The following is an 18,134-nucleotide window of genomic DNA, read 5'->3' on the forward strand; positions in this document are numbered from 1 at the left end:
CGGCAAGGAAGGGCCCCTTCTTAACGCCTGAGGTATAGCCGGGGCCCCTTCTTAACATGCGTTAAGGCACGCGCGGCGTGTCAGGTGGGGTCGGTGGGGGCCAGCAGGGCGGCCAGGGTGGCGCCGCGCAGCAGTTCGGCGCGGCGGCGGCGGTCCACCTCGCCACCGAGGAACGGGGTGGAGTTCATCAGGCCGAAGGCCGCGTGGGCGAGCACCCGGGCGGCCCCGTCCGGCAGACCCGGGTGCAGCGCGGTCAGCACGGTGACCCACTCCTCCACGTACATCCGCTGGAGCTTGCGGATGCGGCGGCGCGGCTCGTCCGGGAGCCGGTCCAGCTCGTGCAGGTGCAACGCAATGACCGCCGGGTTGGCCAACGCGAACTCGACGTGGAAGTCGATCAGGGACTCCAGTGAGCCACGCGGGTCGTCCGGGTGGTCGGCGGCGCGTTCCTTGCCGCCGGCGAGCAACCCCTCGCTGACCGGGATCAGCGCGGCGGCCAGCATCGCCTCCTTGCCGGCGAAGTGGTGGTAGAGCGCCGGCCCGGTCACGCCGGCGGCCGCGCCGATGTCGTCCATCGACACGCCGTGGTAGCCCCGCGCCGCGAAGAGGCCGACCGCGATCTCCAGGATCTCGTCCCGCCGGGACCGGCGCCGGGCCGCACCCGCCGCCCCCCGTGCCTGCTGTTCCACCGCCACCGGACCAGCCTAGACCTCGCCTCCCAGCCGAGGCAGCAGCGGTTACCGCCCAGTCGCCCGCCCGCCGCCCGCACCGCGTCGCCCGCGTGACGGCCACCGGCGTCGATCATGAGGTTGGCGGTGACGAATCGGACCGGATCCGCGGTCAACTTCATGGTCATCCCGCCGAAGCGGCGGCGGGTGGGGGGTGGGGTTCGAAGCCGGCCAGGCGGACGGCCAGGCGGTGTCGGGTCGGGGGGAGGGCGGAAGCCGTCCGCAGCAGCAGGTCGCGCAGGGGGCGGAGGGCGGGTGGGGCGGCGGCCAGCCGGGTCAGGCCGGCGGCGAACCCGAGCACCTCCTCGGCCCGGGGGCGCCGGTCGGCCGCGTACCCGTCGAGGGCCTGCGGGCCGGCGGCGAGCGCGTCGCCGAGGGCGACCGCGTCCCGCAGCCCCAGGTTCATCCCCTGCCCGCCGGCCGGGCTGTGCACGTGCGCCGCGTCGCCGGCGAGCAGCACCGGACCGCGCCGGTAGCTGTCGGCGATCCGGTGGTGGATCCGGAACCGCGACGCCCACGCCACCTCGACGACCCGGTCCGGCCGGCGGGCCGGGCCCCGCTCGTCGAGCAGCGCCTGGAAGTGCCGCGCCTGCGGCTCGCGCGGCGCGTCGGCGACGCTCGCGACCAGCCGGACCGTGCCGTCGGGCAGCGGCGCCCAGACCAGCGGTCCGCGCCGGGACAGGAAGAGCGTGACCTGGTCGCGCGGGAGCGCGCTCTCCACCCGGACGTCGGCGAGCAGAAACGACTCGCCCGGGTCGGCCGGTCCGCCGAAGCGGATGCCGGCCAGCTCGCGGACCCGGCTGTGCATCCCGTCCGCGCCGACCACCCAGCGGGCCCGCACTGTGCCGCCACCGGCGAACCGCGCGACGGCGCCGTCGCCGTCGAGGTCCAGGCCGGTCATCTCGTACGGCCGCAGCACGCGCCCGCCGAGCGCGGTGAGGCGGTCGGCGAGCACCGCCTCGGTCTCGGCCTGCGAGATCAGCAGCGCGTACGGGTAGCGGGACGGCAACCGGTCGAACGGGACGGTGGCCAGCACGCGATCCCGGTCGCGGACGACGAACCGGACCGAGTGCAGGCCCCGGGTGGCCAGCGGGGCGGCGACGCCGATCCGGTCCAGCACCTCCAGCGTGCCGGCGTGCACGACGGCGGCGCGCGAGGTGACCGGCGGTTCGGCCAGCCGGTCGACCACGGTCGCGGCGATGCCGTACCCGGCCAGGGTGGTGGCGACGGCCAGGCCGGTCGGTCCGGCTCCCACCACGAGGACGTCCGTTCGTTCGGGCAGCACCACTCCACCTCCGCCGGTGTCAACACTTGTTGACCAGAGGCTAGCGCCGATGTCAACAAGCGTTGGCCTACAGTCGTGGACATGACCGAACCGGCCTCCCGCCCCCGCCGTTCCGACGCCACCCGGGCGGGCATCCTGCGCGCCGCCCGGGAACGCTTCGCCGCCGACGGCTACGACCGGGCCACCATCCGGGCCATCGCCGCCGACGCCCGGATCGACCCGTCCCTGGTGATGCGTTACTACGGCAGCAAGGAGGGGCTCTTCGCCGCGGCGGCCGAGTTCGACCTGCACCTGCCCGACCTGACCCGGGTGCCGGCGCACCGGCTCGGCGAGACGTTGGCCCGGCACTTCCTGCACCGTTGGGAGGCCGACGGCACACTGGTCGCGCTGCTCCGGGCCGCCGCCACCAACCCCGGCGCGGCCGACCGGATGCGCGGCATCTTCGCCGACCAGCTCGCCACGGCGGTGTCCCGTACCGGCGCCGATCCGGGCACCGCCGCCCGCCGGGCCGGCCTGGTGGCCAGCCAGATGCTCGGCCTCGCGCTCACCCGGTACGTGATCCGGCTGCCTCCCGTGGTCGAACTCGACCCCGACGAACTGGCCGAATGGGTCGGCCCCACGATCCAACGCTACCTGACCCAACCTTTCACCCCGCCCCAGGCGTCTGCCGGGTGACGGAGGGAGGAGCCGGATGAGGCGTAGCGCGGACGACGGGCGAGCGGGATACCTCGCCTTCGTCGAGGCGCACCAGCACCGGCTGCTGCGCGCCGCGTACCTGATCTGCGGCAACCGGCACCAGGCCGAGGACCTGCTCCAGGACGCGCTGCTGAAACTGGCGCTGCGCTGGCCCTCGGTGCGCGACGGCGACCCGGCCGCGTACGTGCGCGCCATCCTCTACCGGGACGCGGTCTCCTGGTGGCGCCGCCGACGACGGGAACGGCTCAGCGCGTACCCGCCGGACCGGCCGGGCGCGGACGCCGACGACGCGCTGCGGCTCGCCGTGCGGGCCGCGCTCGACCGGCTGCCGCCGCGCCAGCGGGCGGTGCTGGTGCTGCGGTACTTCGAGGACCTGACCGAGGTGGCCACCGCCGAGGCGCTCGGGGTCACCGTGGGCACCGTCAAGAGCCAGTCCCATGCCGCGCTGCGCCGCCTCCGCGAGGTGGCCCCCGACCTCGGCGGCACCGGCGACGGCCTGGTCACCGGGATGGAGGCGAACCCGTGAACGAACCCGAGCTGACCCGGCTGCTGACCCGGGCCGTCGAGGACGTACGCCCGACCCGGCCGTCCTCCGCCGGCTGGGAGCGGGCCCGCCGGGTCCGCCGCGCCCGCCGCGCCGCCGGTGCCGCCGCCGTCGCGGTGGCCCTGATCGGCGGCGGTACGACGGCGATCCTGCACCGCGCCGGCCCGCCCCCGGTCACCCCGGCGCACCCCACGGTGAGCCCGGCCACCAGCGCGCCCCCGGTGCAGCGGCCCCCGGCCACGCTCGACCGGCTCGACGACCCGCTCGACCGGCTCGGTGACCGGGTGGGCGCGCCGCTCTCCGCCCGGCCGGTCGGCCGGGCGCTGGCGCTGCGCCAGCCGATCGACCCGGACACCGGCGAGGCCGGAGTGATCCGGGTCCTCGGCGACGACGGCATGGTGCGGGACCTCGACGTGGTCACGCTCGCCCCCACCCGGGACGCCGACGGCAACCAGGCGGTTCCGCTCAAGTCAGGCAGCCTGTCGCCGGACGGGCGGACCGCCGCGTTCGCGCAGACCGGCGAGGTGGTCGTGGTCGACCTGACCGGCCCCGCCGTCCGCCGGTACCCGCTCACCGGCTACCTGGAACACGTCCTCTGGGCCGGCGAGCGGCTGCTCGTCGGCGACAACGACACCACGTACGAGCTGGACCGGCGCACCGGGGCGGCCCGGAAGCTGGCGGTCGACCCCTGGGGGCTGGTCGTGCCCGAGCCGACCCACGCCGGCGACCTGACCGCCCTCGGCGGCGTCGAGGACACCCTGGCCGTACGCCGCTTCCCCGCCGCCGGCGGCACGCCGCAACGGCGGCCGGTGGGCACCGACGGGCTGCCCTCCGGCTACCGGCTGGACGGGGTCTACGGGCGGGGCTGGCAGCGCGGCGACCGGATCGCCCAGGCCGGCTGGACCACCACGGGCTCGATGAGCGGCGGCGAGGGGGTGGCGGTGGTGGACGCGCGCACCGGAGCGGTGACCCACCTGCTCGACCTGGGCCGCGACCGCCTGGCAAAGGCGTGCTGCGAGGTGCTCGGCTGGTCGGGCGACGGCGCGGTGCTGTTCCGCTACGACGTCGGCGGGCTGGCCCGTTGGCAGCCGGAGACCGGCGAGGTCGCCTGGGTGGCCCGGGACGTGCCCGGCCAGGTGGCACTCCCCGCCCGCTGACCGTCCGGCCCCGAAAACGGGACGGTCAGTGGGCGGGACGGTCAGTGGGACAGGCCGCCGGGCTGGTCGCCCCGGACGACGGGCGCCCGGACCAGGTTGCCCCACTCGGTCCACGAGCCGTCGTAGTTGCGCACCTGCGGGAAACCGAGCAGGTGATGGAGCACGAACCAGGTGTGGCTGGAACGCTCGCCGATCCGGCAGTACGCCACCACGTCGTCAGCCGGGCTCAGGCCGAGCTGGTCGGCGTAGATCCCGCGCAGCTCGTCGGCCGACTTGAACGTGCCGTCGTCGTTCGCGGCGGCCTTCCACGGCTTGCTCACCGCGCCCGGGATGTGCCCGCCACGCAGCGCGCCCTCCTGCGGGTAGTCCGGCATGTGCAGCATCTCGCCGGTGTACTCACCCGGCGAACGCACGTCGACCAACGGCCGGCCGGCGGCGACGTGCGCCATCACCTGCTCCCGGTACGCCCGGATCGGCGCGTCGTTGCGCTCCGGCACCGGGTACGACGCGCGGGGCCGGACGACCTTGTCCCGGGTCAGCTCCCGCCCCTCGGCGATCCACTTCTGCCGGCCGCCGTCGAGCAGCCGCACGTCCGCGTGGCCGAAGAGGGAGAAGACCCAGAGGGCGTACGCGGCCCACCAGTTGAAGTTGTCGCCGTAGAAGACCACGGTGTCGTCGCGCCCGATGCCCTTGGCGGCACACAGCTCGGCGAAGCTCGCGGCGTCCAGGTAGTCGCGGGTGACCTGGTCGTTCAACTCGGTGTGCCAGTCGACCTTGACAGCGCCGGGGAGGTGACCGGTGTCGTAGAGGAGCACGTCCTCGTCGGACTCGACCACCACCAGACCCTCGTCACCCAGGTGCTCGGCCAGCCACTCGGTGGTGACCAGGCGCTGCGGGTCGGCGTACGACTGGAGGCGGGGATGCGGATCGCTCGGCACAGGCATGATCCCCAAGGTACGCCGGATGTGACACCGGCCCCACCACCTCGACGAAGGTGGTGGGGCCGGTGCTTCCAGCGGATTCGTCAGCCCTGGACCACAAACCAGTGGTACGCGTAGTCCGACCGGTTACCGGCCTTGTCCACCGCGTACACCGAGATCGGATACCAGCGCGACTCGGTCGGCGTCAGCGTCACCGAGGCCGACCCGTCCGCGCCCGCCGGCACGGTGACCTCCGGGCCGTTGTCGAACTGGTAGACGTACCGCGTCACGTCGGGCATCCGGGGCGTGAACGTGAAGACACCGGGCACGCCCACCCCGCCGCCCGTCTCGCCAGCCGGATACGTCGTGGAGCCGACCACCGGCGCGGTGCTGACCACGAACGAGTAGGTCGCCTCCGGGGACAGCGCGCCGGACGCCGAACGGGCCCGGACGGTGAGCGTGTTCCGGAAGCCCCGGTCCGGGGTGACGGTCAGCTCGGCGGCGGTGCCGTCGTTGACGTCGACGGTCTGCTCCGGCCCGTCGTTGAGCCGGTAGACGAACGCGACGGTGTCCGGCAGCTCCGAGTCGAACCGGAACGCGCCGGGCACCCCGACGCCGCCCTGCGGGTCGTACTCGTTGTAGAGGTAGGAGATGATCGTCGGCTTCGGCTCGCGGACGCTGAAGGAGTATTCCCGCGGCTGGGTGGTGGTGCCGTCCGCGGTCTCCCCGACCACCGTGAGCTGGTGCCAGCCGGACCGCTCCGGCGTCCAGGTGAGCGACGCGGAGCCGTCGGCCGCCGCGTCGACCGTCTTCGTCTCCTCGCCCCAGAACGTGTAGTGGTACTTCACCACGTCGGGCCGCTGCGGGGTGAACGTGAACGTGCCGGCCACGCCGGGCAGCCCGCTGTTCGTCTCCTTCGGGTACTGCTCGGACGACACCACGGGCGCGTCGTTGACCAGGAACGTGTACGTCCGCTCGGCCGACACCGTGCCGTCGGCGGTGACGCTGCGCACGGTGAGCTTGTGCGTACCGCCCTGCTCGGGCGTCCAGCCGACGGTGGCGTACCCGTCGGCGTCGGCGTCGACGTTCTGCTCGGTGCCCCCGTCGAAGCGGTAGCGGTAGGCGACCGTGTCGGGCACCTCGGAGCTGAACCGGAACTCGCCGGCCTGCCCGGGGCCGCCGGCCCACTGGTCGGGTGAGTACAGGCTGGAGTAGACCCCGGGCAGCAGGTCCCGGACCCCGAAGAACCAGGTCGCCGGCTCCGATTCGGTGCCGTCCCGGCTCACGCTCCAGACCGCGAGGTTGGTCCAACCCGCCTCGGTCGGCGTCCAGGTGACCGAGGCGGTGCCGTCGGCGCCCGCCTGGACCGTGGCTTCCTGGTCGGCGAAGCGGTAGCGGTAGCTGACCGTGTCGGGCAGGCGCGGGGTGAACGTGAAGACGCCGGGCACGCCCTGCCCGCCGCCGGTCATGTACTCCTCGTAGACGGTCGCCGAGATCTTCGGCTCGGTGGGCAGCGAGAACTGCCGCGTGGTGGTGACCTCCACCCCGGCGGCGGTGATGCCGGTGACGGAGAGCGTGCGGTAGCCGCCCCGGGTCGCGGTGACGGTGAACGCGGCGGTGCCGTCGGCGGCGGCGTCGACGGTCCGCTCCGCGTCGCCGTCCAGGCCGTAGCGGTAGCGCACCACCCCGTCGAGCTGCGAACGCACCCGGAACGTGGCCGGCACCCCGATCTCATCGAGTCGGCCGTCGACGATCGGCGACACGTCCTCGGCGAAGAACGTGTAGTCGGTGGTCGCCGAGCGGTTGCCGACCGCGTCCAGGCTCCAGACGCGCAACGTGTTCATGAGGCGTCCGGGCGTCAGTGTGACGGTGGCCGAGCCACCCGGCCGGTCCGCGTCGACCGTCTTCTCGCTGCCGTAGTTCAGCGAGTAGCCGTACGTCACGACGTCCGTCGCGCCGTTGGCCGAGAACGTGAACGCGCCCGGCAGGCCCGGGTGCGACTCGTGGTCGTCCGGGAAGTCGGTGGAGGTCACCGTGGGCGGCGTCGCCGGGCCGCGGACGTCGTAGCGGAAGTAGCAGACCGGGCTCCAGTCGCCGGTGGCCCGGCTGTCGGCCGCCCGCATCCGCCAGGCGTACGTCCGGTCGTGCTCGAACGGCACCGGCCACATCTGGTCGAACCGGCCGACGGCACGCTCGCCGTCACGGGCGTAGTCCGTCCGCTCGATGCGCGCGTCCGGCTGGTCGACCGGCCATGCCTCGAACGAGACGGTGAGCTGGTCGGTGCCGCCGGTGTCGTTCCGGTCCCGGTCGTGCACCACGCCGGACAGCGTGGCGGAGCGCACCACCTGGTAGGGCTGGGCGGTGGTGCACGCCGTGCCGTTCGTGGTCTCCAGATCGGTCGGCACGCCGGGGCGGAAGTTGTAGTCGATGGAGATGCCGGCCTTGGGCGCGTACTTGCGGGCCAGCGTGGGGTCCTGCTCCACGTCGGCGGGCAGCCGCAGCGACAGGGTCAGCGTCGACCGGCCCTCGGCGAGCGCCTGGCGCAGCCCTTCGCTCGCGTCGAACTCCACCCGGGGCGCCGGGCAGACGGTCTGGTTGGTGAGCTGGCGGCTGTCGACCAGGCCCAGGTCGGCCGGGGGCTTCCGCCAGCTCGACTTCGCGGTGTAGGACGCGGTGCGCCACAGCTCGATCTTCGGACGTTTGGTGCAGTCCGCGCCGGCGGTTTCCTTGACGTCGAGCACCGCGCGCTCGATGTCGGCGCCCCGGTAGCGGGAGATGTCGAACGTGAGGTAGGCCCGCGACGTGTGCGGGTGGCCCTTGGCGTCCTTCCAGGTGCCGACCGGCAGGTCACCGGGCCGGTTCAGGTTGTTCTTGTCCGGCGTCTTGGAGTCGGTCCAGCCCCAGGCGGTGCTGGTCTCGTAGCGGACGTCGTACGCGGCGGCCGGCGCCGCGGTGGCGGCGACCGTGCCGGCGGCGACCACCATGGACAGCGCGGCGGCGAGCATGGTCCGCCCGCTTGTCCGAAGTGGATTTCTGTCAGGCATGAGGGTCATCCCTCATCCACCTTTCCCCGATTTCCCCCCCGTGTCGATCGACGGGGGCAGCGGATGCTATCGGGCCGGGCGGACATCGGGCTATCTGGATTAGCGGATGGCGCATAGGTTCGAGCCGTCCGGCTGACCGGGCGATCAGGCGCGGCGGTGCACCAGCCGGCCGGCGACCACGGTGGCCCGGCAGGAGCCGTCCGCGTCGAACACGGCGAGGTCGGCCCGGCCACCGACCACCAGCGCGGCAGGCCGGGCGGCGGACAGCACCGCCACCCCGTTGCGGGCCGCGGCGGCACGCAACGCCGGATCGGGGACGTGCGCGTCCAGCACCGCGGCGGCGCCCAGCCGGAACAGCGCGTGCACCCGCTCGCGCGGCGTGGGTGCCAGGGGCAGCGGGCCGTCGTGCACCAGCGCCGGCCCGAGCGTGCCGGCCCACCGCCGCACCCGCACCCCGGGGTACGCGCCGGTCAGCGCGTCCAGCGACGCGACCGCCTCGATCCGGTCGCCGTCCACCAGGACCGCCAGCCCGACGTGGGGCTCGTCGTCGAGGATGAGCCGCAACAGGTCCGCGGCGTGAACGGTGCGCACCGGTCAGTCGGCGTGCATCGGCCCGAGCACGGGCCGCTTCGCGGTGACAAAGTCGCCGGAGGACCGACCGGTCAGCCGGCGCTTGATCCACGGCGCCAGGTGCCGGCCGGCCCAGCGCAGGTCGGCGGCGCGGCCGGCCAGCCACGGGGTGGGCGCCGGGTGCGGCGGCACCAACAGCCAGTCCTCGTCGCAGCCGACGCCGAGCGCCGTGAGCACCTGCGCGGCGACCCGCCGGTGCCCGGCCGCCGACAGGTGCAGTCGGTCGGTGCTCCAGAGCATCGGGTTGAGGTAGGTCTCGTCGGCGTAGAGGTCGACCAGGATCGCGCCGTGCCGCTCGGCGACCTCGCCGACCGCCCGGTTGAGCAGCGTGACCCGGGGTGCCACCAGCCGCTGGCCGGGCAGCCGGGCCATCACGTCGGCGAACCGGAACAGCAGCACGTCGCTGCCGCCGCCCCGCAACCGCCCGACCACCGCGTCGAAGCGCGGCACGAACACGTCCGGGTCGAAGCTGCGGCGCAGCACGTCGTTGCCGCCCGCCGCGAAGCTGATCAGGTCGGGTTTCATGGCCAGCGCCGCCGGCACCTGCTCGGCCACGACGTTCGGGAACAGCCGGCCCCGGATGGCCAGGTTGGCGTAGCCGAAGTCGGGGCCCGCCTCGGCGGCGAGCCGGGTGGCGACCAGATCGGCCCAGCCCCGGTAGCTGCCGTCCGGATATGCGTCGTCCATGCCCTCGGTGAAGCTGTCGCCCACCGCCACGAAGCTGCGCCAGCGCACGGCGTTTCCCTCCGACGTCCCGGCAGAAGTGCGCCGCCCAGTCTGTCACCGCCAGTCCGCTCCCCGCCGCCCCGTCGGGCCGGACGTGGCGGAGGTCTCGGTGTCCCGTTCCGGGCGGCGGACAACGGGGCGGGCCGTGGTGACCCGCCCCGCGTCGTGGCCAGGCTCAGGGCACGTACGCCAGCAGCGCCCGGTTCCGGATCGAGGCCGGCTCGTCCACCGTCCCGAGCGGCCTGAGGTCACGGTCGAGGACCGTGATGCCGGTCCCTCGCCGGACGAGCACCGTTCCGTCGGCGTCGAACAGGACACCGTGCACCTCGCCCGTACCGGGCAGGTCGACCGTCTTGCTGCTGGTGGTGTCGACCACCGCGAAGCTGTCGTCCCGGCGGGACGGGTCGGTGCCGATCCAGCCCACCGCGACGAACCGGCCGTCCGGGGAGACGCTGCGTGCCTCCCAACCGTCCCACTTGACGGCCTCACGCTCCGGCGGCGTATAGGTGTACTGCCGCGAGTCGGTGCCGTCCGTGACGTACGGCTTGCCCTCCGACACGGCGGCCAGCCAGGTGCCGTCGGCGGACCAGCAGCGATTCGTCTCCTCGCCGGGGTCACCGCCGACCTCCTTGCGGGCCGCCGTGTCGTAGAGCACGGACCGCCCGTTCTTCCGCTGCGCCATCAGCAGGTCGTCGCCCTGCCAGCGCAGTGACCGGCTGCCGAGGCAGCTGATTCCCTCGGCCAGCGTCGTGCCTCCGCTGTCTCCGACGGTGGTGATCGACAGGATGCCGCTCACGGTGTCGTCGGTACCGTCCCGCACCCACGCCACCCGCTTGCCGTCCGGCGAGACGGTCACGGTGTTGGCCGCGCAGCCGCCGTCCTCGCGGACGACCTCGTGGACCACCCGGTCCTGCGTGCCGCGTACCGCGTGGATCCGGGACCGGCCGGACGTCTGCTCCAGGTAGTAGCGCGTCCCGGTCAGCGCCGACTGCGGCTGGCCGGCGCCCGCGCTCGGGTCCTTCGAGGGCGGCTCCGCCGTCGGGTTTGGAGTGCGCTCGACCGGCGGCGCGGTGCTGGTGATCGACGGACCGGCCGGCTCGGGCGCCCGGCCCTCCGGCCGGATCGCGAGCGCGGTTCCGGTCGCGGCGGCCAGCACCAGCAGCGCGGCGGCGGAGGTGGCGACGGCCCGCTGGATGCCCAGCCGTCGGGAGGTACGCAGGGCCCGGTCCCGCAGGTCGACCGGGGTGACCTCCTCGGCCAGGTCGGCCAGGTCGAGGCGCAGTCGGTCCTGGTTCATCGGGTGTGTCCTTCCCTGACGTACAGCTCGGCGAGTTCCGGGGCGACGCTGCGCAGCTTGACCAGCGCCTTCGAGGTCTGGCTCTTGACCGTGCCGACGGTCACGCCGAGCAGGTCGGCGGCCTCGGTCTCGCTGCGGTCCTCGAAGAACCGCAGTACCAGCACGGCCCGTTGCTTCGCGGACAGCCGGGCCAACGCGGCCCGGAGGGTGAGCCGGAGCGTGGTCTGCTGGGCGTGGTCGGGGGCCGAGCCGCCTCCGCGCGGCTCGGGCAGGTCGCCCGGCATCGATTCGGCCACCCGGCGACGTCGCCACCAGGAGACCTGGAGGTGGTACATGATCTTTCGGGTGTACGCCTCCGCGTTGCCGCTGTCGTGCAGCCGGCTCCAGCTTCGGTGGGTACGGGCGAGAGCGGACTGGACGAGATCCTCGGCCAGGTGCTGGTCGCCGGTGAGCAGGTAGGCCGAGCGCAGGAGCGCCGGCGTTCGGGTGCGCACGAACGAGTCGAACTCACTCAGGAGAGGGTCCACACGAGCCGATCCTTCGGGTCAGTGGTGCGTCGATGATGCCCCTCCTGACGCCACCCCGCCGCCCGATGGTTGCCGCCCCACTCAGTCCTCGAACACCGACCAGCAGATGTCGTTGCGTAACCGCTGGTCGTCGAGGACCAGCTCACGGATCGCCGCCGGGAGCTGCTCGCGCTGCCACCGGCACTCGCGTCGGCCCGCCGCGTCGGCCTGGCCGTCCGGGGCCGCCGCGCGTGCCGCCTTGATGGCGTACGCGGCGGCGCCGAGTTCGTGCGCGGCGACGTGCGCGACGGCCCCGGCCTGGCCGGCGGCGTACGCGGCGTGCCGTGCCGCCCCGCGCAGGTCCCGGGCCGCCCCCATGGCGTGGCCGCCCGCCGCGCGCGACTGCGTCATCGTGACCTCGCCGCGCACCCAGGCCCGGATGTGCTCGATCGCCTCGCGTGGACGCGGGTCGTCAGGCCGGACCGCCTCGAAGAGGCCGAGGACGTGCTCCGCGCACGTCGCGGCCCAGAGCGCCAGTAGCCGGTGGTCGTCGTCGGTGAGCGTCCCGCCCCGACGGATCGTCACGAAGCGGGGATCCCGGACCTGCGGCAGGATCACGCCCCGTCCCCCTCTCCGCCCGCGGGCGGCGTCCGCCGCAGGGCACCGTCCAGGTCGCTCATCAGCCGGGCCACCCGACTGCCGCCACCGGTCACCGGCGGATAGCGACGGAGCACGTCGACCAGCACCGGGGTGGCCCACCGCCGCGAGCGCTCCAGCAGGGCGTCGGCGACCGCCGGGTCGCCGCCGGCGGCCAGCTCCCCGATGTGCGCCGCGCTCGCGGCGGCCCGCAGGATGTGACCGACCTGGCTGGCCTGGGCGAGCGGGTGCAGATACGCGGCCGACGCGGCGTCCCCGGCCGAGCGGGCGGCCAGGCGCGCGGCCTCGGAGGGCGCGGTGCGGGCGGCCCGGTGCGCGTCGATGGACGCGACGCGTTGCCGGTTCGTCCGGTCGGCGCCCTCGACGAATGCCCACGCCGCGTCGATCGCCGCACGGGGACGCGGATCGCCGGGAACGGCCCGCTCGAAGACCGGCAGGACGTCCTCGGCATGCCGGGCCACATAGCGCGCCACGACGCGCAGCTCGTCGGTCGTGAGGTCGAAGTCTCCGGACCCTGCTCGCCCGCGTGATGGCGCCATGGCGGTGAATCGTATTCACCGACCGTGGCGCTCCGCTGCGCCGCGCCGGTAGGGGCCCCAGCCGACGAACCGGTCGAACAGCTCGCGGGGTGTGGGGCCGTCGTGCGGGTTGAGCCGGAACAGGTCGTGGGTGGCCTCGTGGTAGAGCCCGGACAGGTAGACGGCCAGGTCGACCGGGTGGTCGGCGTACTCGGCGGTGAGCAGCAGTCGGGCCTGGGCGCAGGGCCACGGGCTGCCGCAGGCACGACAGAGCCACAGTGGGCGGATCGGCAGGTGCGCCGGGTGGTCCGGCGGGTGGGCGCGCGGTCGGTCCGGGTGCGGCCCGAGCCGGGGTACGGGAAGACTCATGCGTGACAGTCTGCTAACCATGGCACTACGCTCGGAAGTCGACTTGGCGGGTGCGGGAAGAGGCCGAGAACCCGGCGGGCGAACTGAGGAGGACGGGTGGAAGACGAGCCGACCGCCGAACTGATCCGCGCTCAACTGCGTCGGCTGCGGCTGAAGGCGGAGCTGAGTCAGGAGGAGTTCGGGAAGCTGGTGCACTTCTCCAACTCCCAGGTGTCGGCCGTGGAGCTGGGCCAGCGGCCGTTGGACCGGTTCTTCCTGAAGCGGGCCGACGAGGTGCTGGGCACCGGTGGGCTGTTGACGTCGCTGCTCAAGCTCGCCGAGCGGGACGGCCAGCCGAGCTGGTTCCGCCCATGGCTGGAAGCAGAACGCCAGGCCCAGCAGTTGCGCTGCTATCAGCCGAGCCTCATCCCCGGCCTATTGCAGACCGAGAACTACGCGCGAGCCATGATTCACACCGACGACATGCTCGGCGCCGAGGAAGGTGACCGGCGGTTGGCGGTCCGGCTCGACCGTCAGTCCGTGCTCACCCGCCACCGATCCACCCAAGTTCGTCGCGGTGATCGAGGAAGCCGTGCTGCGCCGTGCGGACGAATCCTTCCGTGGGGTGATGAGCCAGCAGATCACGCATCTGATCGAAGCGTGCGAACTGCGCCACGTCGCCGTGCACGTCATTCCGACCGAGGTCAGCCTGCACATCGGACTGACCGGACCGTTCACGCTCGCCCGGGGTGGAGATGGCGGGTGGGTCGGCTACCTGGAGAACCAACTCGGCGGAACGCTGATCGACAAGGATGAGGACCTGGCTATCCTGCTGTCCAGATGGGAAAGCGTCCGGAGCGAGGCGCTTCCCCGTCGGCAGTCGATCGAGCTGATGAAGGAAGTGGTCGAGTCGTGGAGCTGACCGGCGCTGTCTGGCGGAAGTCCACCCGCAGCGGCCAGAGTGAGTGCGTCGAGGTGGCGGGGAATCTAACCGGCGTCGTCGGGGTGCGCGACAGCAAGGACCCGACCGGGCCGGTTCTCACCTTCACCCCCGACGCCTGGCGCGCCTTCGTCCGGTTCAGCGAGGGCCGCGCGTCGCGCTGATCAGCACCGAGTGCTTGCGTACCCGGAAAGTGCCCTCGGTTTCGATGCGGGCCCGGACCACGTCGCGGACGGCCGAATCCTGCGCGGCGGTGAGCGGGCCGGTCATGCTGGCGAGGTAGGCCACGACCGGCTCGACGGTCGGCACCGCCAGCTCGTCCGGGTAGCGCTCGACCGTCACGTCGGCGAAGTGGGCCGCGATCCGGGCCGGCGCCGTCTCGGCGTTGGTCTCGGCCCGGTCGAACCCGACGGTCAGGTCGGGGCGGCCGATGGCCGGGCCGAGCGCGTCCAGCTCGGCGAGATGGTCGCGGCCGTTCAGCGCGACGGCCAGCCGCCCGCCCGAGCGCAGCACGCGGGCGAACTCGCGCAACGCGGCGTCCGGCTCGTCCAGGTGATAGAGCATGTGGTTGGCGATCACCGCGTCGAAGACGCCGTCGGCGTACGGCAGGCGGGTCGCGTCGCAGCGGTGCACCCGGGCGTCGGGCAGCTCGCGCAACCGGTCACACATTGCGGGTGAGAAGTCGGTCAGCGTGAGCCGGGCACCGCGACGGTCCACCCGGCGCCACAGCTCACCGGTGCCGGCACCCACCTCCAGCACGTCACCGGCCAACGGCAGCCGCTCGCCGAGCCAGGCGTACCAGTCCTGCGGGTTGGTGCCGTAGGCGTGCAGCGCGATACGGGCGGTGAGGTTGCCGGTCGTCGTCGCATACTGGGCCGCCGCGCGGGCCGACGGTGTGGCGGTCACTCGGGCAGCGTAGCCCGGTGGGCCCTGCTCAGAGATAGAGGCAGAACGGGTGGCCGACCGGGTCGAGGTGCACCCGCACGTCGTCCTGAGGTTGATAGTCGGCGACCGTGGCGCCGAGCGACACCGCGTACGCCGAGGCCGCGTCGAGGTCGTCGACCTTGATGTCGAGGTGCAGCATCATCGGCGGATCACCCGGGCCGGCCGGCCACACCGGACGCACGTACGCCGGCTCGTCCTGAAACGCCAGCGTGGCGCCCCCGTCCGGCGGGGCCAGGACGACCCAGTCGTGCTCGTCCTCCCGTCGCGGCCAGCCGAGCAGCCGCTCGTAGAAGACGGAGAGTTCCTGCGCGGACGGCGCGTCGAGCACCGTGGACGTCAACGAGAACCGGGGACGCTCACTCATACCGCCTTCCTACCCCGCTAGCCCCGAAACGGATCGCCTCGCCGTCGACGTTCGCCGTACGCTGCGGCCATGCTGCTGCGCATGTCGACCCTGCTGCTCCGGACCCTGCGCGAGGACCCGGCCGACGCCGAGGTGCCGAGCCACCGGCTGCTGCTGCGCGCCGGCTACGTCCGTCGGGCCGCGCCGGGCGGCTACACCTGGCTGCCGTTGGGCAAGCTGGTGCTCGACCGGGTCACCGCGATCGTCCGGGCGGCGATGACCGCGATCGGCGACCAGGAGGTGCACTTCCCGGCGCTGCTCCCGGCGGAGCCGTACCGGACCAGCGGGCGCTGGACGGAGTACGGGGACGACATCTTCACCCTCGCCGACCGCAAGGGCGCCGAGCATCTGCTCGCACCCACCCACGAGGAGATGGCCGCGCTGCTGGTGAAGGACCTGTTCCCGTCCTACCGAGACTTCCCAGTGACGCTGTTCCAGATCCAGACGAAGTTCCGGGACGAGGCCCGGCCCCGGGCCGGCCTGCTGCGCGGCCGCGAGTTCCTGATGAAGGACGCCTACTCCTTCGACCTGGACGACGCCGGGCTCCAACGGTCGTACGACCGGCACCGGGCGGCGTACGACGCGGTCTTCCGGAAGGTCGGGTTGGACTTCACCGTGGTGCGGGCGACGTCCGGCGCGATGGGCGGTTCGGCGTCGGAGGAGTTCCTGGCGGCCACGCCGGTCGGCGAGGACACGTTCGTCGGCTGCACCGCCTGCGACTACGCGGCCAACACCGAGGCGGTGGTGACCCGCGCCCCCGCCGCCGGGGATCCGGACGCCCATCCGGACGCCCAGGTGCACGACACCCCGGAGACGCCGACCATCGCGGCTCTGGTGGGGATGGCCGACGCCCGCGCGCTCGCGGGCCGCACCGGCTGGACGGCCGCCGACACGTTGAAGAACGTCGTGCTGACCGTCCGCCGGCCCGGCGCCGACGAGGCCGAGTTGCTGGTCGTCGGCCTGCCTGGGGACCGCGAGGTGGACCTGAAGCGGGTCGGAGCGGCGCTGGCGCCGGCCACCGTGGCCGTCTTCGACGACTGGGCCGCGCACCCGGAGCTGGTCCGGGGCTATCTCGGGCCACAGATCCTGGCCAAGCACGGGATCCGCTACCTGGTCGACGCCCGGGTGGCACCCGGCACCACCTGGCTGACCGGGGCGAACGAGCGGGGGCGGCACGCCACCGACGTGGTGTGCGGGCGCGACTTCGTCCCGGACGGGACGATCGAGGCGGCCGAGGTGCGACCCGGCGACCCCTGCCCGGTCTGCGGTGACGGCGAGTTGACCCTGCGACGGGGGATCGAGGTGGGCCACATCTTCCAGCTCGGCCGCCGCTACACCGACGCCTTCGCGGTCGACGTGCTCGGCCCCGAGGGCAAGCCGGTCCGGCCCACCATGGGCTGTTACGGCATCGGGGTGTCCCGCTTGGTCGCCGCCGTGGCCGAGCAGCATCACGACGACCGGGGGTTGGTCTGGCCGGCCGCGGTCGCGCCGTGCGACGTACACCTGATCGTCGCCGGGAAGGGGCCGCAGCTCGACGCGGCGCTGGAGCTGGGCGGGCGGCTCGCCGAAGCGGGCCTGCGGGTGCTGGTCGACGACCGCACCACCGTCTCCGCCGGGGTGAAGTTCACCGACGCGGAGCTGATCGGCGTCCCGCGCGCCGTCGTGGTCGGCCGCCGCCTGACCGAGGGGTACGTCGAGCTGCGCGACCGGGCCACCGGCGACCGGACCGACGTCCCGGTGACGGGTGTCGTCGAGCGCCTGCTCGACGAGGTAGGCGCGACGCGCCGCGACGTGGTGTAGCGAGCGCGCCACCGGGTACCGCAGACGGATCGACCGAGGCGTTTCGGAGGCTCTCATGTACCGCGTCAGTGACGTGATGACAAAACAGGTGGTCTATCTCCCGGCGGAGACCATGTTGGACGAGGCGGCCCGGGTGATGAAGGAGTCGGACATCGGCGACGTGGTGGTGACCGACGGCGCCACCCTCGCCGGCATGCTGACCGACCGTGACATCGTGGTCCGTGCGGTGGCCGAGCGCGCCGACCCGGGCACCACCACGATCGGGTCGATCATCACCCGCGAGGTCGTCATGATCGAGCAGCACTGCACCGCGAACGAGGCGGCCGCGTTGATGCGGGAGCGCAACATCCGGCGGGTGCTGGTCTGCGACAGCGAGCGGAAGCTGGTCGGCATCGTCTCCCTCGGCGACCTGGCCATGCAGCTAGACCCCCACTCGGCCCTCAGCGACATCAGCGAAGCCGCCCCGAACGTGTGAAAGGCGGGGCCCCTTCTTAACGCCTCCGGTAGAGAGGGGGCCCCTTCTCACTGCCGGATAGCCTCGACGCATGCCCGAGATGCCGACCAAGCTGGTTGAGATCGTCGACGATTTCGCCACCGCCCCGCGCGACGTCGTGCTGGAGATGCTGCTGGAGTTCGCCGACGTGATCCCACCTCTGCCCGAGGGAGTCGACCGGGAGGAGTTGGAGCAGGTCCCCGAGTGCCAGACCGCGTTCTTCCTGCGCGCCGAGGTGAAACCGGACAGGACCGTGAGCACGGTCTTCGACTGCCCGCCGGAGGCGCCCACCACCCGCGCGTTCGCGGGCATCCTCGCTGAAGGGCTGGCCGGGGCGAGCGCCGAGGAGGTGCTGGCCGTACCGGACGACCTCTACCAGCGGATGGGCCTGGCCCAGGCGATCAGCCCGCTGCGGGTGCGCGGTGGCACGGCCATCCTGGCCCGGCTCAAGCGCCAGGTCCGGGAACAGATCGCCTGACCGGCGGGTTGTCGCTGGT

General features: G+C 73.3%; 20 protein-coding genes and 1 pseudogene. 8 read left to right on the plus strand and 13 right to left on the minus strand.

The window, feature by feature from the left end:
• Positions 1–80: 80 nt before the first annotated feature.
• Both B1205_RS06765 and B1205_RS06770 read right to left on the minus strand, forming a co-directional pair.
• The gene (locus B1205_RS06765; RefSeq protein ID WP_089154790.1) at positions 81–695 is read right to left on the minus strand and encodes a TetR/AcrR family transcriptional regulator; all 615 of its coding nucleotides are present in this window, start codon (positions 693–695) and stop codon (positions 81–83) included.
• Between the two features lie 157 nt (positions 696–852).
• Positions 853–2,013, minus strand: coding sequence for an FAD-dependent monooxygenase (locus B1205_RS06770; protein WP_089154968.1), 1,161 nt, complete (start codon positions 2,011–2,013; stop codon positions 853–855).
• A gap of 81 nt (positions 2,014–2,094) precedes the next feature.
• On the opposite strand from B1205_RS06770, the gene B1205_RS06775 reads away from it, so the two are divergent.
• From B1205_RS06775 to B1205_RS06785, 3 genes are read left to right on the plus strand one after another with little or no spacing between them, the layout of a single operon-like run.
• Positions 2,095–2,688, plus strand: coding sequence for a TetR/AcrR family transcriptional regulator (locus B1205_RS06775; RefSeq protein ID WP_176308450.1), 594 nt, complete (start codon positions 2,095–2,097; stop codon positions 2,686–2,688).
• A gap of 16 nt (positions 2,689–2,704) precedes the next feature.
• Positions 2,705–3,235, plus strand: coding sequence for a SigE family RNA polymerase sigma factor (locus B1205_RS06780; protein WP_089154792.1), 531 nt, complete (start codon positions 2,705–2,707; stop codon positions 3,233–3,235).
• Entirely contained in the window at positions 3,232–4,410 is a 1,179-nt protein-coding gene (locus B1205_RS06785) for a hypothetical protein (RefSeq protein ID WP_089154793.1), read from the plus strand. Before B1205_RS06780 ends, B1205_RS06785 begins: the two co-directional genes overlap by 4 nt.
• Positions 4,411–4,451: 41 nt before the next feature.
• Here B1205_RS06785 and B1205_RS06790 read toward each other — a convergent pair whose 3' ends face one another.
• From B1205_RS06790 to B1205_RS06830, 9 genes are all read right to left on the minus strand, one after another.
• On the minus strand, positions 4,452–5,354 hold the full coding sequence (locus tag B1205_RS06790; protein ID WP_089154969.1) for a sulfurtransferase: 903 nt from the start codon (positions 5,352–5,354) through the stop codon (positions 4,452–4,454).
• 80 nt (positions 5,355–5,434) lie between these two features.
• Positions 5,435–8,374, minus strand: coding sequence for a hypothetical protein (locus tag B1205_RS06795; RefSeq protein WP_140157991.1), 2,940 nt, complete (start codon positions 8,372–8,374; stop codon positions 5,435–5,437).
• 144 nt (positions 8,375–8,518) lie between these two features.
• Entirely contained in the window at positions 8,519–8,965 is a 447-nt protein-coding gene (locus B1205_RS06800; RefSeq protein ID WP_089154795.1) for an imidazolonepropionase-like domain-containing protein, read from the minus strand.
• 3 nt (positions 8,966–8,968) lie between these two features.
• Positions 8,969–9,739: an SGNH/GDSL hydrolase family protein gene (locus B1205_RS06805; protein WP_089154796.1), complete on the minus strand. Its 771-nt coding sequence runs from the start codon at positions 9,737–9,739 to the stop codon at positions 8,969–8,971.
• A 166-nt stretch (positions 9,740–9,905) separates the two neighbouring features.
• A complete protein-coding gene (locus B1205_RS06810; RefSeq protein WP_089154797.1) occupies positions 9,906–11,027 on the minus strand; it encodes a PD40 domain-containing protein in 1,122 nt (373 codons plus the stop codon).
• Complete coding sequence (locus tag B1205_RS06815) at positions 11,024–11,554, minus strand: SigE family RNA polymerase sigma factor (protein ID WP_089154798.1); 531 nt, start codon at positions 11,552–11,554, stop codon at positions 11,024–11,026. Before B1205_RS06815 ends, B1205_RS06810 begins: the two co-directional genes overlap by 4 nt.
• A gap of 81 nt (positions 11,555–11,635) precedes the next feature.
• On the minus strand, positions 11,636–12,151 hold the full coding sequence (locus B1205_RS06820) for a putative immunity protein (RefSeq protein WP_089154799.1): 516 nt from the start codon (positions 12,149–12,151) through the stop codon (positions 11,636–11,638).
• Positions 12,148–12,729: a putative immunity protein gene (locus B1205_RS06825; RefSeq protein WP_176308451.1), complete on the minus strand. Its 582-nt coding sequence runs from the start codon at positions 12,727–12,729 to the stop codon at positions 12,148–12,150. Before B1205_RS06825 ends, B1205_RS06820 begins: the two co-directional genes overlap by 4 nt.
• A 15-nt stretch (positions 12,730–12,744) precedes the next feature.
• Entirely contained in the window at positions 12,745–13,077 is a 333-nt protein-coding gene (locus tag B1205_RS06830; protein ID WP_089154801.1) for a hypothetical protein, read from the minus strand.
• Between the two features lie 96 nt (positions 13,078–13,173).
• Here B1205_RS06830 and B1205_RS06835 point away from each other — a divergent pair.
• Together B1205_RS06835 and B1205_RS06840 are read left to right on the plus strand one after the other, a co-directional pair.
• A pseudogene (locus B1205_RS06835) lies at positions 13,174–13,978 on the plus strand (helix-turn-helix domain-containing protein).
• Positions 13,969–14,160 (plus strand): DUF397 domain-containing protein, encoded by a 192-nt coding sequence (locus tag B1205_RS06840; RefSeq protein WP_089154802.1) that lies wholly within the window; start codon positions 13,969–13,971, stop codon positions 14,158–14,160. The pseudogene B1205_RS06835 and the gene B1205_RS06840 overlap by 10 nt, the downstream one beginning before the upstream one ends.
• Here the strand turns inward: B1205_RS06840 and B1205_RS06845 are convergent.
• Together B1205_RS06845 and B1205_RS06850 are read right to left on the minus strand one after the other, a co-directional pair.
• On the minus strand, positions 14,135–14,902 hold the full coding sequence (locus B1205_RS06845; RefSeq protein WP_089154803.1) for a class I SAM-dependent methyltransferase: 768 nt from the start codon (positions 14,900–14,902) through the stop codon (positions 14,135–14,137). The genes B1205_RS06840 and B1205_RS06845 overlap by 26 nt on opposite strands.
• Positions 14,903–14,930: 28 nt before the next feature.
• Positions 14,931–15,305, minus strand: a complete 375-nt coding sequence (locus B1205_RS06850) for a VOC family protein (protein WP_089154804.1) — start codon at positions 15,303–15,305, stop codon at positions 14,931–14,933.
• Positions 15,306–15,374: 69 nt separating this feature from the next.
• On the opposite strand from B1205_RS06850, the gene B1205_RS06855 reads away from it, so the two are divergent.
• The 3 genes from B1205_RS06855 to B1205_RS06865 all read left to right on the plus strand — a co-directional run bounded on the left by B1205_RS06855 (position 15,375) and on the right by B1205_RS06865 (position 18,115).
• Complete coding sequence (locus tag B1205_RS06855) at positions 15,375–17,144, plus strand: proline--tRNA ligase (RefSeq protein WP_089154805.1); 1,770 nt, start codon at positions 15,375–15,377, stop codon at positions 17,142–17,144.
• A gap of 55 nt (positions 17,145–17,199) precedes the next feature.
• Positions 17,200–17,619, plus strand: coding sequence for a CBS domain-containing protein (locus B1205_RS06860; protein WP_089154806.1), 420 nt, complete (start codon positions 17,200–17,202; stop codon positions 17,617–17,619).
• A 70-nt stretch (positions 17,620–17,689) separates the two neighbouring features.
• Positions 17,690–18,115, plus strand: a complete 426-nt coding sequence (locus tag B1205_RS06865) for a SufE family protein (protein WP_089154807.1) — start codon at positions 17,690–17,692, stop codon at positions 18,113–18,115.
• Positions 18,116–18,134: the final 19 nt, after the last annotated feature.

The sequence above is a fragment of the Micromonospora sp. NBS 11-29 genome, from assembly GCF_002140155.1.
Lineage (GTDB): Bacteria > Actinomycetota > Actinomycetes > Mycobacteriales > Micromonosporaceae > Micromonospora.

Bases quoted from the DNA above. Each gene is read 5' to 3' on its own strand.
- B1205_RS06830 (WP_089154801.1), bottom strand. From the start codon at position 13,077: ATGAGTCTTCCCGTACCCCGGCTCGGGCCGCACCCGGACCGACCGCGC.
- B1205_RS06790 (WP_089154969.1), bottom strand. From the start codon at position 5,354: ATGCCTGTGCCGAGCGATCCGCATCCCCGCCTCCAGTCGTACGCCGAC.
- B1205_RS06825 (WP_176308451.1), bottom strand. From the start codon at position 12,729: ATGGCGCCATCACGCGGGCGAGCAGGGTCCGGAGACTTCGACCTCACG.
- B1205_RS06775 (WP_176308450.1), top strand. From the start codon at position 2,095: ATGACCGAACCGGCCTCCCGCCCCCGCCGTTCCGACGCCACCCGGGCG.
- B1205_RS06855 (WP_089154805.1), top strand. From the start codon at position 15,375: ATGCTGCTGCGCATGTCGACCCTGCTGCTCCGGACCCTGCGCGAGGAC.
- B1205_RS06850 (WP_089154804.1), bottom strand. From the start codon at position 15,305: ATGAGTGAGCGTCCCCGGTTCTCGTTGACGTCCACGGTGCTCGACGCG.
- B1205_RS06780 (WP_089154792.1), top strand. From the start codon at position 2,705: ATGAGGCGTAGCGCGGACGACGGGCGAGCGGGATACCTCGCCTTCGTC.
- B1205_RS06860 (WP_089154806.1), top strand. From the start codon at position 17,200: ATGTACCGCGTCAGTGACGTGATGACAAAACAGGTGGTCTATCTCCCG.
- B1205_RS06865 (WP_089154807.1), top strand. From the start codon at position 17,690: ATGCCCGAGATGCCGACCAAGCTGGTTGAGATCGTCGACGATTTCGCC.
- B1205_RS06795 (WP_140157991.1), bottom strand. From the start codon at position 8,374: ATGCCTGACAGAAATCCACTTCGGACAAGCGGGCGGACCATGCTCGCC.
- B1205_RS06810 (WP_089154797.1), bottom strand. From the start codon at position 11,027: ATGAACCAGGACCGACTGCGCCTCGACCTGGCCGACCTGGCCGAGGAG.